This is a genomic window from Calothrix sp. 336/3, assembly GCF_000734895.2.
GTDB lineage: Bacteria > Cyanobacteriota > Cyanobacteriia > Cyanobacteriales > Nostocaceae > 336-3.
In genome coordinates this window covers 4,475,111-4,488,035 of record NZ_CP011382.1, presented here as the reverse complement: position 1 = coordinate 4,488,035, position 12,925 = coordinate 4,475,111, and the positions used below count along the sequence as shown (strand labels likewise).

Here is a 12,925-nt window from a genome sequence, read left to right as displayed (position 1 = left end):
ATCCCAGTATGATAATTTTGTGAAATAGATCTGCCTGAGAAAGGAAAGATGCTCTAGCGAAAAAGCTGAAACCCGCTCAGAATTTATCAACAAGTATTCTACAGATTTGATATTGCAGATAAAAGCTTCCCTTTCCCCCCAAATCCTTGTTCCTGGGGCTTTCTGGCACTTACCGGAGGTTATTTAGAAACTTTAGATAACCTCTGACAATTTAAAGATTCTAAAGAATGTACCTAGAAAGACTAAAACAAAGAGCTTTTGGATGCAAAGATAATTAGCAGAAGCGTATTGAAATCAACTATGCCCGAACTGCGTCACTCGATAGCACAGCACTACCACGAACGCACTAAGTACGATCCGCAAACGATCGCTGCTAAAAATAAAGGTTTGGACTGGGCAAAACAACCAGTACCATTCAAAGAATATAAAATTGGTTCTAGCTTTGACCTCAAACCTTACATTCAACAACAACCGAATGCTTTTGCTGGGAATCCCGAAGCGCAATGGTGGCAGAGGTTATCCCGTCTGCTATTTTGTAGCTATGGACTGACGGCGAGAATTCCTTCCATGGGTGATGTATACTTGCGGTCAGCACCCAGTGCGGGAGGTTTATATCCAGCAGAGATGTATTTGGTGTCGCGGGGAACTCCCCTACTACCACCAGGATTATATAATTACCAGTGCCGTACCCACAGCTTAATGCATTACTGGGAAAGCGATGTTTGGCAGAAATTACAGGATGCTTGCTTGTGGCATTCTGCTTTAGAAAATACCCAGTTAGCAATTGTCCTTACTGCCGTATTTTACCGTTCAGTTTGGCGTTATGAAGACCGAGCCTATCGGCGGATATTCTTAGATACGGGACATTTGATGGGGAATATTGAATTAGCAGCCGGAATTGTGGATTATCGTCCCCATTTAATTGGTGGTTTTATTGACGAAGCTGTCAACGAACTACTATATATTGATACTCAACAAGAAGGGGCGATCGCCGTACTTCCCCTGGCTGATATCCTCGATATTAACCAAAATTTACCCCATTGGCGCACAGCTTTACCCTCCGCCACAGAAACAGAATATCCGCAATTACCCGATGGTGAGTTGTTACAATATTTTCATCAAGCTACGCAAATTTTACCGGGAACTACAGGTAAATTAAACTTACCAGAAATCAAACAAGAAAAATCCTTAGAAGATAAATATAATTTCCCCTTCTGTCAGAAAATATCCACGGATACTAATCAAATTTACTGGGGTGATAAATTAGAAGATTTAGAAGTGACAATGCTCAAACGGCGGTCTACCCGTGCCTATAGTGGTGACCCCTTAACTTTAGATGAACTGAAGTCCCTATTAAATTTTACCTATCAGCCACGGAATTATATCGACCAAGGATTAGATAGTGAACCCGATTATTTTGATTTGAATTTGATAGAAACATTTATTGCTGTTTCCGGGGTAGAAGGTTTAGAGTCAGGTTGCTATTACTACGCTCCCAAAGCTCAGGAATTACGGCAAATCCGCTTTAAAAACTTCCGCAAAGAATTACATTTTCTCTGTTTAGGGCAGGATTTAGGTAGAGATGCAGCAGCAGTAATTTTTCATACAGCAGATTTAAAAGCGGCAGTTGCTCAATATGGCGATCGCGCTTATCGTTATCTACATATGGATGCTGGACACCTAGGACAAAGACTCAACCTAGCAGCCGTTCATCTCAGTATTGGAGTTAGTGGTATTGGTGGTTTTTTTGACGACCAAGTTAACGAAGTTCTCGGTATACCAGGAGACGAGGCTGTACTATATATTACTACCATTGGCAGAGCCAGATAAATTTACTCACCTCTAGCTACGGAAAATACAGTTGGGACTTTGTCAAGAAAAAATGACGGATGTAGTGTGGGCAGCATTCGTCCGATTTGTCTTGAGCAGATTGATTCAGACTTTTTCGAGCATCCAAAGAATGGAGCAACCCACTTCTCCTTGCACCTCCTTCTATACCATAAAAATAAAAATTGACAGAGTTCTATAGTTAATTATTCAGTCTTATCTAATACATCAAAAGGTTGAGCATCAGCAGTATCAAATATTTCCACCGTTGCTCCACGGCGAATCATCCGTTTACCCAGACGGGGAAAATCAGCAATTTCCACAGCGAGATTTTCTCCCCCCGACAGATAAATTAAATCTTGCTTGCCAGTATTCTTTAAATGGTGAGCCACAGAAGGGGTAGGAAAAGCCATAAAATCCCCAGCACCCACCTGAAATTCTTCTCCATCAATCTCCGCAATCCCATCACCACTGAGGATATAAATCCATTCCTCCTCACAGTAGTGAGCATGGTAAACAAAGGATTCCTTCCCTGGGGGAACCTTCACAAAATTCACACCAGTACGTTGTAAACCTAGCGATCGCCCCATCATCGTGCCATGAATCTCAGACTTATCATTCCAGGGGTGGGAAAATCCTTGCGTCTGCTGACTAATTTGTGCTGCACGCAATAAGTATTTGCTGTCTTGATTAGGGTTTGTCATAAGCACCTGTTCGTCTGTGTACTCTACATCATTTGACTAGACAAATAGAAAATAAATACCCCAAAACCGAATCAGAAAATTTAGTTGATTTTTTTCAAAATTCTCCTTTAGCTGGTGTGGATATAGATTTAGAACATCAAAGAGACTTTGACAACCGCCAAGTGGAATTATGAGCTATATTCAAGAAATAGTAATTAACTTTTACCATACTCCTGAACAACAAAAATCTGTCCGATTTCTTTTATATTTTGCTTCATAACCCGCAGCAAACGATTCTGTAGGGTTCGACTATCTTCATTAAGAAAATCAATTATCGCCTTGACTTTCCCCGCATAATCACGATCGCTTTTAAAAATAATTAAACCAGCATGATTTGATATAGTTCGATGTAAATCTATGAAGTCTTGGCGATTTTCTGTAATCAAAATGCGACCCATTTTTGTCGCATACTGCAAAACAACATCGTCAGGAATACCTTGATTTGCTTGACCTGCTTCCTAGGAAGTTAATACATCATATCCCTCTGCTCTGAGTAAATTGACCATTGCGATCGGGAAATTTTCAGTAAACTCGTAACGCCATCAAACTAAATCATCCTGGGCAATTTCTCGGTCGATTTGTTCGGTATTTTGTTCGTAGTAATGCCAAGCAGCACTTAAATCTCCCACAGTTAATCCAGGATAATTTGCCAATAATTCCTCATCCGAAGCACCTTGTTGACGATATACGACCAAAGTCCATACGGGAATTCGTGTATTTCTAATTCGTGCTTGTCCTCCGCAAACTCCAGGTGTAATCTGAATCGGATTTTGCAACATTTGTACGTAATTTAATGCTTGGTCAACTAATTCCTCTGGTAAAGCTGCAATTACTTCGAGTAGTTGAGTCCTTTTATTCATGACAACAAAATCTCTCTGATTCATTTCATCCTAACTTGAAATTTTATAGTAATTATAGTAGCGACGCTTTTGATGCTCAATTTCAATTTTAAGTAGGCGATCGCGTAGCGTTCCGTAGGGATATCGCAAAATTAATACCCCAAAGCATCGCACCAATGAAACTATCATTTTGCTAATGGAGACTTCCAAAATTTAAAGCTAATAAACGTCATCATGAGTACCAACATCTAACAATAAAATAACCTCTTCCCCAGTTTTGTCATCTGTTTCCAAACAAAAAACAATACGACAATCATATCCACAAGAACATGATAATAGTCCTGATAATTTACCCTCTAGTTTGTGCGTACCTAAGCTGATGCTAAAGACATCATTTTCCATCGCAACAATTGTTTCTTCAATCCTTGCTTGTAAGTCGGCATTTCGACGAGCAAATTTTCGGAAAGACTTTTTAAATTTTTTACTCAGGACAATTTGATGCATTAAATCAAATTTAAACCAATTTAACTATTTAAATATTTTCGTAGTTCTTGAATTGCTTCCTCTGCGGTTTGTGCTTTATATTCTCCCGACTTAAATTCAGCGATAGAATCTTTTGCATCTTTTACTATTTCGTGACGACGAGCTTCAGCTACTCGGTTTTTTAAGATTTGTATCAACATTTCCTGCTGTTCTACAGGGAGACTCATCGCAGCATCTAAAACTTTATCTAGGTTACTCAAGTCTTTCATCCTTCCTGTCGCTCTGCTTTTTTCATTCTATCGTGGTGTCTGGCGATCGCTACATCGTGGGGGAGTTTCTAAAATGTAATTATCTTCAGTACAGATTTGACGTAATTCTGCAAAAGCATTGGCGAGAGAAGATGCTTTTTGTTGCTGATGCCAAGCCAGGAAATCTTGGAAAAGTTTAGGTTCTATGATTGCAGCAACTAATTTGTCCTGATTAAAGATTAATTGAGGTTCTGACGCGATACCTCCGGTAAGCTCCGCTAACGCATCAATTACCTCTGGCAGTTTTTCTTGTGCTTCGTCAAGTTTCCAGTTCATGATGTTTTCAGATTTAGGAGCAAGTCATTTTGATTTTAGTTTAGGTTAATTTTCTGTGTGTAGCTCAATACTCAAAACTGCAAATCCAGCGCTTACTACTTTAACCGCCAAATTTTGATGGTTTCGTCATCGCTGCCACTGACAATGATTTGACTATTTGGACTAATGGCAATAGAAGAAACCTTATTAGAATGTCCTTTAAGAGTACGGATTTCTTCCTTGGTTTCCAGGTTCCACAGTTTAATAGTTTTATCCCGACTACCACTGACGATGGTTTTACCATCTGGGCTAATGGCGACGGAACTAACCCAATTAGAATGTCCTTCAAGGGTGCGAATTTTTTCCCCGGTGTACAGATTCCACAGTCTGATGGTATTGTCCGCACTGCCACTGACGAGGGTTTTACCATCTGGACTAATGGCGACGGAAAAAACGAAACCGGAATGTCCTGTAAGGGTGCGGGTTTTTTCCCCGGTTTCCAGGTTCCATAGTTTGACGGTATTATCCACATGACCACTGGCAAGGGTTTTACCATCTGGGCTAATGGCGATGGAACGAATATCAGAATGTCCTCGGAAAGTACGGATTTCTTTTCCGGTTTCCAAGTCCCACAGTTTGATGGTATTGTCCCAACTACCACTAACGATGGTTTTACCATCTGGGGTAATGGCAACGGAACTAACGTTATCAGAATGTCCTGTAAGGGTGCGGATTTCTTTTCCGGTTTTCAAGTCCCATAGTTTGATGTCTTTATACCCACTACCACTGACGAGGGTTTTACCATCTGGGCTAATTGCAACGGAATTAATGCTATCAGAATGTCCCGGGACAGTACGGATTTCTTTTCCGGTTTTCAAATCCCATAGTTTGATGGTATTATCCCCACTACCACTGACGAGGGTTTTAGTATCTGGACTAATGGCGACGGAAACAACATAACCAGAATGCCCAGTCAGGGTTTTTTCTGAGAAAGAACTATTCAGAAAGCTTTTATTTTGAAATAAAAATATCGGATCAGTTGGAAATGAACCATCACGAACATAGCCATAGATTTGAGTTCCAACTAACCCCAATAACATAATTACAGCACCCACCAATAACCCTTTTTTTCGCTGAGGATTTTGTGTTAGTGGGTTTCTTGTTGATATTTTTGTCTTTGCAGGTAGCTTTATCGATGCAACCGTTGGTGTTGCTTGAACTTGAACTGATACTGTTGCAGGTAATGGTGTTGGTGTGGAAATTACTGTTTGGGTTGGAGGTACAACCAATGGTGATGAGGGTGGTGTTGTAATTGGCTGGGTTTGGGGTGCTGGCATAGGTGGAGTATTTAAAGCTTGTAATACTTCTTGTGCCGAGCCATAACGCTGCTGATAGTCTTCCTGCAACAATGTATCCAGAATTTGCCCCAATTCTTCACTCACTGGTTGTTGTAAGTTTTCTCGCCAATTTTTAACCCAGCCATAACCTTGCCGCTTCCACAGTTCCCAAGGATGAATTCCACTCAACAAATGAAAGCAAGTTGCACCTAAACCATATAAATCGCCAGCAGGGTAAGCTTCTCCTCCCTGCATTTGTTCCAAAGGTGCATAACCAAAAGAACCAATCATCGTTCCTTGGGTAGCCGCCATTACTGTTTGGGTCACTTGCTTGGATGCACCAAAATCAATTAAAACAATTTTGCCATCCCCACGCCGAATAATATTCTCTGGTTTTATATCTCGATGAATCACCTTCTGTTGATGTACAACCTGGAGAATATTTAACAAATCCTGCAATAAATCGCGTATCTTTTCTTCGCTGAAAGTTCCTCGCTGTTCCATTTCTTGGAGTAAATTCTGCCCATCAATAAATTGCTGCACCAAATACAAATGACTATCTTCTTGAAAATAAGCCAGCAAAGTGGGAATTTGTGGGTGTTCTCCTAACAGTTGTAGCCTCCTGGCTTCTTGCTCAAATAATTCGGTCGCCTTTTGCAGTCCTGTGGTTCCCTGTACTTGTGGTGCAAATTGCTTGATAACGCATTTTTCCCTTAATTTATCAACGTCTTCTGCTAGATAAGTTTTGCCAAAACCACCACCACCCAAAGACTTGATCGGACTATACCGATTTCTAAGCACCAACAAAGGAGTACCACAATCGGGGCAATATTTGGTACTGTCATGTACGGAAGGATTCTGACAAGCTGGGTTGAGACAACAGAGCATGACTGTATATTTACTTACGTATCTAAGTATTAGTTAGTTATTTAACAAGATTTGTTAGTCAAATTACGAATTATTTTATTTTTATGTACTGGTTGACTGAATTCTCTAACCAGGTGCTTACTTATCAGCGTCTTTCTCAGCCTTATCTAGCTGCTGTTTGAGATAACCTATCGGAAGAGCATCTTTTGCAGAAGGTACAAAGAAAACTTGTTTTCCAGAAAAATTCAATTCTTGATTCAAAGCGCGAAGAATTTCAGCTCCTGCAATTAGCTGGTCTTCTGAAAAAATATCTGTTTTAATCTTAGCTATATCTTTTTGTACTTCTTCTCGACGTTCAGCACTACAGTTACTTAGATCTGGGTTAAACAAAGCCTTTTTATCTTGTGTAGCATTATAATAAAAGGTCTTAATGTTTTCTGAAGAAATCGGAACAAATGAATCAAGTCGGTCTTGTTTTTCTCCTTTGACAGTATATTCTTTTGAGCAAGGTAGTGTAAGTGTGGACAGCGCCCATGAGATACCACCACCCAGATAGACTCTTGGTAAAGTTTGCATACCTGGTTTAAGCTGAACTTCACTGGCTATTTGTGGTAATAACTGTTTCTGCTTTAGATTCTCTGCCGCTTTCGTAAAATCGATATTTCCCTGGCTTTTTTTTACTTCTTTAGCAAAATCCGCGGTGCCAAAAGGAAGAGAAAATGTAATGTGTTTATTATTCGAGTCAAGGTAAGCTCCTTTAGTATTACCCGATCCAATATCAACTACAACGGTCTCCTTAAGTCGCCACTCTGGAACAACCCCATCAAAAACGAAACTACCTTCTTCCTCTGCGGTGATAAATTTCATTGCCCTTCCGGTTGCTTGTCGAACTTCTTGGACAATAGCTTCCTTATGAGCAGCAGGAGCTTTCTGTGCAAGTCCGCTACTTCCAAATATCACTATTTGCTCACAGGAGATGTTAAATCTCTTTTGGATATCCTGAAACGTCAACTTTACAGCTTCCACAGCTGCCAATTTTGAATTGGGGTCAGCAGCATTCACGTTTCGATCTTCAATTTTTTCTTTTCTAAAAACTATAAGTTTAGTTCCATCCTCATTAAGAGTTGGCAGTTCTTGAATCACTTTTCCTTTTACACCCTTAGAACCCACCTCAATAGCACCAAATAAATTACCCGATTTCTTAATTAGTTTATCTGTACTGCATTGATTCTCTGTCTCCTTTGGTGGCGAAGTTGACGTTTGTAGATTTGGTGATGACGAACTGACCGTCCGACACCCAACTCCTGAAGTTGCAATGATACCTGCAATTAGTGGAATAGCGATCGCCTTAAAAGAAGACTTAGAAACGTTACTTACCACTTGTTCCCGTTTCAAATTAGATATGACACAATTTTCATCTAATTTGTGAATGTCTTCTGCCAAATAGGTTTTACCAAAATCCTCACTACCCAAGGATTTCACTGAGGAATATCGATTTCTCGGTATCAACAAAGGAACACTGCAATCAGGGCAATATTTTGTACCGTCATGTACGGGAGAATTCTGACAAGCTGGGTTAAGGCAACAGAGCATGACTGTATATTTATTGATATATGGAAGTATTATGAAGCATTTAGCAGAATTTTTCAGTAATATTACTGTTTATTTTTATTTCAAGCTGATTTTTTAGGTGTTACATCTGAGAGCGATAAAAACACACATCAAATTCCATAAAAAAGTTTGCTTGCCCTAGTATCAGGGGTATCTGGATTGCCTGTGTCCAAGCAAATACCAATTTAACACTAGTAAATTAACTTACAGTTGTAGATAAAACTAACACTCGTGCTTCAAACTGAGCCAAGTTACCTGAGAGATCAAGCATTGTTGTCTGTTCTTCCCAAACAGCACCTAAGTCAACTCCGATTTGATAGGGAAGAACATTTACCATCGCTCCCGTATCTAGAAGACCAACAACTTCCTGTGATTTTTCCTTATAATTTAATGTCAGTGGTAAAAATGGCTTAGAACTCGCTTCTCCCAAACTGCTATCGGTTGAAATAAAAGAATATCTTGCAGGATTATTCATGATTTACAGAATTTTCAGCCTTCAAAGCTTCTAGCATAATATTAGCTGCATCCACCGCATCATAGGGAGACCAAACGGGATAGGATGCACCAGATTTTATCAAGTTATTTTCTTCGTTTGCTAACTCGGCAGCTAAAAGTTGAATCACTTGAAGTTTATCTGCACGATTAAGTCCGCGTAATTGTTTCTCTCACTCCGTGGATACCATTGTTAACCTTAGTTTTTAATAATTTAATTAATAGGATAACTCTATACTTAGTTGACTCGCTTTTCAAAAAAAATAATAACTATAACAACTCGAACTACAAGACGTAACAATTCATAATCGAGCTTGCCAGACTATACCGAACAATTATAAAATATGAAATGTTCACAAAGGTACAAAAAAATCCTTTAATTGAATATTAAAACCACCAAATTCTTCTAAATAGCTGGTAATAGAAGTTCCAAATGGGTCTTTGGTGACTCTTCCTGAAACTAAGAAATCAACTAATTTGTCGGGTCCTTTTAAATGGGCAGCAGCTAGCACTCCTGAAAGGGTGATTTTGACCGATTTTGATTTACCTTGGTCTCGAAAATTTATCTGTTTTCCCAAGTAGTTGTTGAGGGCTTTTTTACGTTTTTGCAGAAGATAATTAATGTCTTGATAATAAACACTAAAAGCTTCCCGAATTGCTTTTTCTTGGACTTGAGGAGAATTTAATAACTTTGATTTACTAGTTATTCCCGCTTTTCCTGTCCAAGTACCCCGCCAATAATTTTTGTTAGCACCATTACCAAAATATACCTTGGCTTTGTAGTAACCAAGACGAATCAGCAAAACTTCTGCAAATTGGTATTTACCAAGAAAACCTAGTTCTGGGTTTACAAATTGATACTGTTTGCTATCTCCCACTGGTATTCCCGTTTCTCGAACTCCCAAAGCTGCCAGCATATCTAGAAAATTGCCTTTAGTAGTGGTATTTTGTTGAGTATTGCTGACAATTATCTGAGATGGAAGTACTTGAGGAAAGGCGCGATCGCCGTCGTAAAATACTCCTGCACCACCTAGCAACTGCAAAGATACAAGTAAATTTGTATACATGAGTGATTTCGTTAAGAATCCAAGAATAAACAGCAGCTTATTTTACCTTGTCGCCCAAAAACTTAAGTAATAATAACAGCTATGATTGAGCAGCATCTGAGCTGATTCATTCTCAGAATCACTTTTTCTACTTCAAACAACCAAATTCCCCAGCTGACTTGATAGATTATGCCATGACCTCCTGCCATCGGAATTTGAATTTTTCATAGACACAGCTGCGCTTTACCCATCTTTCCTCATACATTGAAAACATAGTCTTCACTTACAAGGTGGTGACTGTAGATTGATTTCGGTAAACCATACCCAAATCGGCAATTTCCCAATTCCCTGTGTCGAGGAAATCCCTATGCAGCGACGACAGAAGTCTCTCCTATTAACCCTAGGTTGGCTGATATTATCAATCAGCACATCTATATTGATTATCCTCACCCAACCAGCATCTATCACCGCAAAAGAACCGGATATTCCCGTTGATAGGGTGACACCTCCACCCGCAAGTACGGAGGAGAAAAAACCCGATACACCAAAGAATCCAGAAGAGAAAAAAGCTGATAGTGAACCTGCGCTTACCCCAGAGGAGATTGCTCGCAAGCTAAAATTTATCGAGGCAGATAGGTTATATTTGGCGGGGGAAACAGCCCAAGCTGAAAAGCTTTACCGTCAAATTAAGGAACCCTTTGCCAAACATCAAGATATCCCAGAGGTGAAACCTGCAATTATGGATATCTCCCAGCTTTCCCCAGCCGGTAAGGTATACTGGCGAGAGGCAGAGGCAGGGGTTGTCAGTAAGCTGCAAACTCGGACTTTAGTACCACTAAAACTTTTAACAGAACAATATCCAGAATTTATTCCGGGGCAAATTCAATATGCCACAGCTTTGAAAACCTATGGTGAAGAGAAAGCATCATTGCAAGTATTGGAGCGAGCAGCAACTTTATATCCAAGTCAGGTAGATTTAGTCAGAGCCAGAATTACTGCTTTAGCAGAGGCAAAAAAATGGATGGAAGCATCTCTAGCTGCTCGACAATTTGCCATTTTAAACCCCCAAAGTCCAGAAGCGGCAGAATTTACCCAGCTAGCAGCCACTCATTTAAAACGCTATAAATCCCACATCCGAGCAGAGGTACGCAGCAACGCGATCGCCAATATTATTACGGGTGCTTTAGGTTACGCTGTCACTGGTAGTTTACTCGGTCCCTTCTCTGCCCTTGACTCGACTATCCTACTATTACAGGGTGAAGAATCTGTGGGTGAGTCGGTAGCCAAGCAGGCAAAAAAACAGTTGCCCCTAGTAAAAGATGAAGCAATTACTACCTATGTCAATGATATTGGACAGAAAATAGCCCAAGTCTCTGGCAGAAACGAATTTAAATACGAATTTTTTATCATTCCCGATGACAGTCTCAATGCTTTTGCTCTTCCTGGTGGTAAAGTCTTTGTTAATTTAGGGGCGATCGCTAAAACTAATTCGGAAGCAGAGTTAGCTGGTTTAATTGGACATGAGCTTTCCCATGTTGTCCTTTCCCACGGTTTCCAGCTCGTTACCCAAGGCAACCTTATCGGTAATCTGACTCAATATATCCCCTTCGGTGGCACGGTGGGACAACTGTTTACTTTAAGTTACAGTCGAGATATGGAAAGGCAAGCAGACACCCTGGGAACTCGTCTCATCGTTGCTTCCGGTTATGCTGCTGATGGTTTGCGTAATCTCATGTTCACCCTGAAACAGCAACAGAAAAATGCTCCCCCTGCTTGGTTATCTTCTCACCCCGGAGGTAATGAACGGGTGGAATATATCGAAGATTTAATTACTCGTCATAGCTACAACCGTTACACCTACGAAGGTGTCGCTCGTCACAGCGAGATGCAAGCAAAGGCAAAACAAATACTCAAGGAGAAAAAACAGGAAAGAGAAAAAAAACCTCGCCGTCGATGAATCAAAAATCAAATTCCTGCGTCATGGAATATATCAACTCCCAAAACAGCTTGTTTATCAATGCTGAATGCTCAACAAAGGTAAGCGAATCGATGATTTAGCAATTCTGTTAAAAATAGAATGTTGGTGATATCAATTTACTGTGTAACTTTGTCCATTCATTTTGATATCAATCTGAAAATCTGTTTGAGCATTCAGCTATCAAAAAACAAATATTTCCTATGAGGATAACTATGTCATTATCATCTTTCAAATACATCCTGTTAACCAGCCTCGGTTGCTCTTTATTCCTTGGCAACGCCGCTTTTGCTCAAAGTGCGGATGATGTCTATGTTCCTACTACATCCTCTGGCAATCCCACCACAACTTCCACTAATACTCCTGGTACAAATACTACCCCTGGTGCGACTATCGATACTATTGCTCGCTTCAGTTGCCAATTTTACAACGGTCGCCATACCGTGATGTATCAACCCACCAGCCAACCCGGTAAATTTTTCCCCTGGGCATCTCCCCAAAGTCTCGGTGGTGGCTGGGATATGGATAAACGTTGTGCCGCGATCGCGGAACGTTTAGAAAGTTACCGCCCCGATGGGTTGGTAGAACTTCGCAATGGGACAGAAAATGGTTACAATACTCTCTGTGTAACCACGGAAGCAAATTCTAGCTGTCGAATTGTCCTTACCGTCCCCCCCGGTAGAGACCCCTTCGCAGTCCGTAACAGTGTATTTAATAACCTAGTTGCTGCCGACAGTGGACAACAAACTATAGCTGTTAACACCTTTGCTGGACGCAATAATGGTGTAAATTTATCTACTCTGGGTAATCTTTTAGGTGGTAATAACCGTAAACCCTCTGCTAGGAATGGGATTAATCTTAAACCTTTCCTAGATGCTAAGGATGGAGGAACGGGTAAAAATATGCGTAATGGTGTCAGCATCAAAGCACCTACGACTAATTCTAATACTTCTAAAAAGCCTCAGTCTGGTTTACGCTTGAATACTGGTGGCTTGCGATAAGAGTATAAAATTAACTGAATAGTTAACAGAAACGAGTGGTTCATACCACTTGTTTTTTATTGTTTTTTTAATCACGAGTTGTCGGATTTTTAGTTCTACTTTATAGAAAATATTAGTAAAAATACATATAATTTATCCCTA

The 12,925-nt window shown here is 40.1% G+C and carries 15 protein-coding genes and 1 pseudogene; 4 read left to right on the top strand and 12 right to left on the bottom strand.

Annotated elements, in window-relative coordinates:
• Nucleotides 1–300 precede the first annotated feature (300 nt).
• Complete coding sequence (locus IJ00_RS18690; protein WP_035155438.1) at nt 301–1,830, top strand: SagB/ThcOx family dehydrogenase; 1,530 nt, start codon at nt 301–303, stop codon at nt 1,828–1,830.
• Nucleotides 1,831–2,033: 203 nt separating this feature from the next.
• On the opposite strand, the gene IJ00_RS18685 is transcribed toward IJ00_RS18690, so the two are convergent.
• Complete coding sequence (locus IJ00_RS18685) at nt 2,034–2,531, bottom strand: cupin domain-containing protein (RefSeq protein ID WP_035155435.1); 498 nt, start codon at nt 2,529–2,531, stop codon at nt 2,034–2,036.
• A 32-nt stretch (nt 2,532–2,563) separates the two neighbouring features.
• Between IJ00_RS18685 and IJ00_RS29165 the strand changes: the two genes are divergently transcribed.
• Nucleotides 2,564–2,704, top strand: a complete 141-nt coding sequence (locus tag IJ00_RS29165) for a hypothetical protein (RefSeq protein ID WP_168163504.1) — start codon at nt 2,564–2,566, stop codon at nt 2,702–2,704.
• A 21-nt stretch (nt 2,705–2,725) separates the two neighbouring features.
• Here IJ00_RS29165 and IJ00_RS18680 read toward each other — a convergent pair whose 3' ends face one another.
• The 11 genes and pseudogenes from IJ00_RS18680 to IJ00_RS18635 form a co-directional block, all read right to left on the bottom strand.
• On the bottom strand, nt 2,726–3,004 hold the full coding sequence (locus IJ00_RS18680) for a DUF5615 family PIN-like protein (RefSeq protein WP_256388868.1): 279 nt from the start codon (nt 3,002–3,004) through the stop codon (nt 2,726–2,728).
• A gap of 108 nt (nt 3,005–3,112) precedes the next feature.
• Entirely contained in the window at nt 3,113–3,430 is a 318-nt protein-coding gene (locus IJ00_RS18675) for a DUF433 domain-containing protein (RefSeq protein WP_035159297.1), read from the bottom strand.
• A 30-nt stretch (nt 3,431–3,460) separates the two neighbouring features.
• Nucleotides 3,461–3,598 (bottom strand): hypothetical protein, encoded by a 138-nt coding sequence (locus tag IJ00_RS29160; RefSeq protein ID WP_168163503.1) that lies wholly within the window; start codon nt 3,596–3,598, stop codon nt 3,461–3,463.
• A gap of 30 nt (nt 3,599–3,628) precedes the next feature.
• The gene (locus IJ00_RS18670; RefSeq protein ID WP_035155432.1) at nt 3,629–3,913 is read right to left on the bottom strand and encodes a type II toxin-antitoxin system YafQ family toxin; all 285 of its coding nucleotides are present in this window, start codon (nt 3,911–3,913) and stop codon (nt 3,629–3,631) included.
• Nucleotides 3,914–3,933: 20 nt separating this feature from the next.
• Entirely contained in the window at nt 3,934–4,161 is a 228-nt protein-coding gene (locus IJ00_RS18665; protein ID WP_201782637.1) for a hypothetical protein, read from the bottom strand.
• 27 nt (nt 4,162–4,188) lie between these two features.
• Nucleotides 4,189–4,476, bottom strand: a complete 288-nt coding sequence (locus tag IJ00_RS18660; protein WP_035155430.1) for a hypothetical protein — start codon at nt 4,474–4,476, stop codon at nt 4,189–4,191.
• Nucleotides 4,477–4,571: 95 nt separating this feature from the next.
• Nucleotides 4,572–6,680, bottom strand: coding sequence for a serine/threonine-protein kinase (locus IJ00_RS18655; protein WP_035155428.1), 2,109 nt, complete (start codon nt 6,678–6,680; stop codon nt 4,572–4,574).
• A 117-nt stretch (nt 6,681–6,797) separates the two neighbouring features.
• A complete protein-coding gene (locus IJ00_RS18650; RefSeq protein ID WP_238178362.1) occupies nt 6,798–8,132 on the bottom strand; it encodes a hypothetical protein in 1,335 nt (444 codons plus the stop codon).
• 220 nt (nt 8,133–8,352) lie between these two features.
• Nucleotides 8,353–8,745, bottom strand: a pseudogene (locus IJ00_RS18645) (hypothetical protein).
• Nucleotides 8,738–8,893 carry a hypothetical protein gene (locus tag IJ00_RS29155; protein WP_168163502.1) on the bottom strand — a complete coding sequence of 52 codons (156 nt, stop codon included), beginning with the start codon at nt 8,891–8,893 and terminating at the stop codon, nt 8,738–8,740. The pseudogene IJ00_RS18645 and the gene IJ00_RS29155 overlap by 8 nt, the downstream one beginning before the upstream one ends.
• A 222-nt stretch (nt 8,894–9,115) precedes the next feature.
• Nucleotides 9,116–9,829 (bottom strand): hypothetical protein, encoded by a 714-nt coding sequence (locus tag IJ00_RS18635; RefSeq protein WP_035155426.1) that lies wholly within the window; start codon nt 9,827–9,829, stop codon nt 9,116–9,118.
• Between the two features lie 346 nt (nt 9,830–10,175).
• On the opposite strand from IJ00_RS18635, the gene IJ00_RS18630 reads away from it, so the two are divergent.
• Together IJ00_RS18630 and IJ00_RS18625 are read left to right on the top strand one after the other, a co-directional pair.
• The gene (locus IJ00_RS18630) at nt 10,176–11,765 is read left to right on the top strand and encodes a M48 family metallopeptidase (protein ID WP_035155424.1); all 1,590 of its coding nucleotides are present in this window, start codon (nt 10,176–10,178) and stop codon (nt 11,763–11,765) included.
• A gap of 233 nt (nt 11,766–11,998) precedes the next feature.
• Nucleotides 11,999–12,784: a COP23 domain-containing protein gene (locus IJ00_RS18625; RefSeq protein WP_035155422.1), complete on the top strand. Its 786-nt coding sequence runs from the start codon at nt 11,999–12,001 to the stop codon at nt 12,782–12,784.
• The last annotated feature ends 141 nt before the right edge of the window (nt 12,785–12,925 follow it).

Bases quoted from the DNA above. Each gene is read 5' to 3' on its own strand.
- IJ00_RS18690 (WP_035155438.1), top strand. From the start codon at position 301: ATGCCCGAACTGCGTCACTCGATAGCACAGCACTACCACGAACGCACT.
- IJ00_RS18685 (WP_035155435.1), bottom strand. From the start codon at position 2,531: ATGACAAACCCTAATCAAGACAGCAAATACTTATTGCGTGCAGCACAA.
- IJ00_RS18675 (WP_035159297.1), bottom strand. From the start codon at position 3,430: ATGAATAAAAGGACTCAACTACTCGAAGTAATTGCAGCTTTACCAGAG.
- IJ00_RS29160 (WP_168163503.1), bottom strand. From the start codon at position 3,598: ATGATAGTTTCATTGGTGCGATGCTTTGGGGTATTAATTTTGCGATAT.
- IJ00_RS18670 (WP_035155432.1), bottom strand. From the start codon at position 3,913: ATGCATCAAATTGTCCTGAGTAAAAAATTTAAAAAGTCTTTCCGAAAA.
- IJ00_RS18665 (WP_201782637.1), bottom strand. From the start codon at position 4,161: ATGAAAGACTTGAGTAACCTAGATAAAGTTTTAGATGCTGCGATGAGT.
- IJ00_RS18660 (WP_035155430.1), bottom strand. From the start codon at position 4,476: ATGAACTGGAAACTTGACGAAGCACAAGAAAAACTGCCAGAGGTAATT.
- IJ00_RS18655 (WP_035155428.1), bottom strand. From the start codon at position 6,680: ATGCTCTGTTGTCTCAACCCAGCTTGTCAGAATCCTTCCGTACATGAC.
- IJ00_RS18635 (WP_035155426.1), bottom strand. From the start codon at position 9,829: ATGTATACAAATTTACTTGTATCTTTGCAGTTGCTAGGTGGTGCAGGA.
- IJ00_RS18630 (WP_035155424.1), top strand. From the start codon at position 10,176: ATGCAGCGACGACAGAAGTCTCTCCTATTAACCCTAGGTTGGCTGATA.
- IJ00_RS18625 (WP_035155422.1), top strand. From the start codon at position 11,999: ATGTCATTATCATCTTTCAAATACATCCTGTTAACCAGCCTCGGTTGC.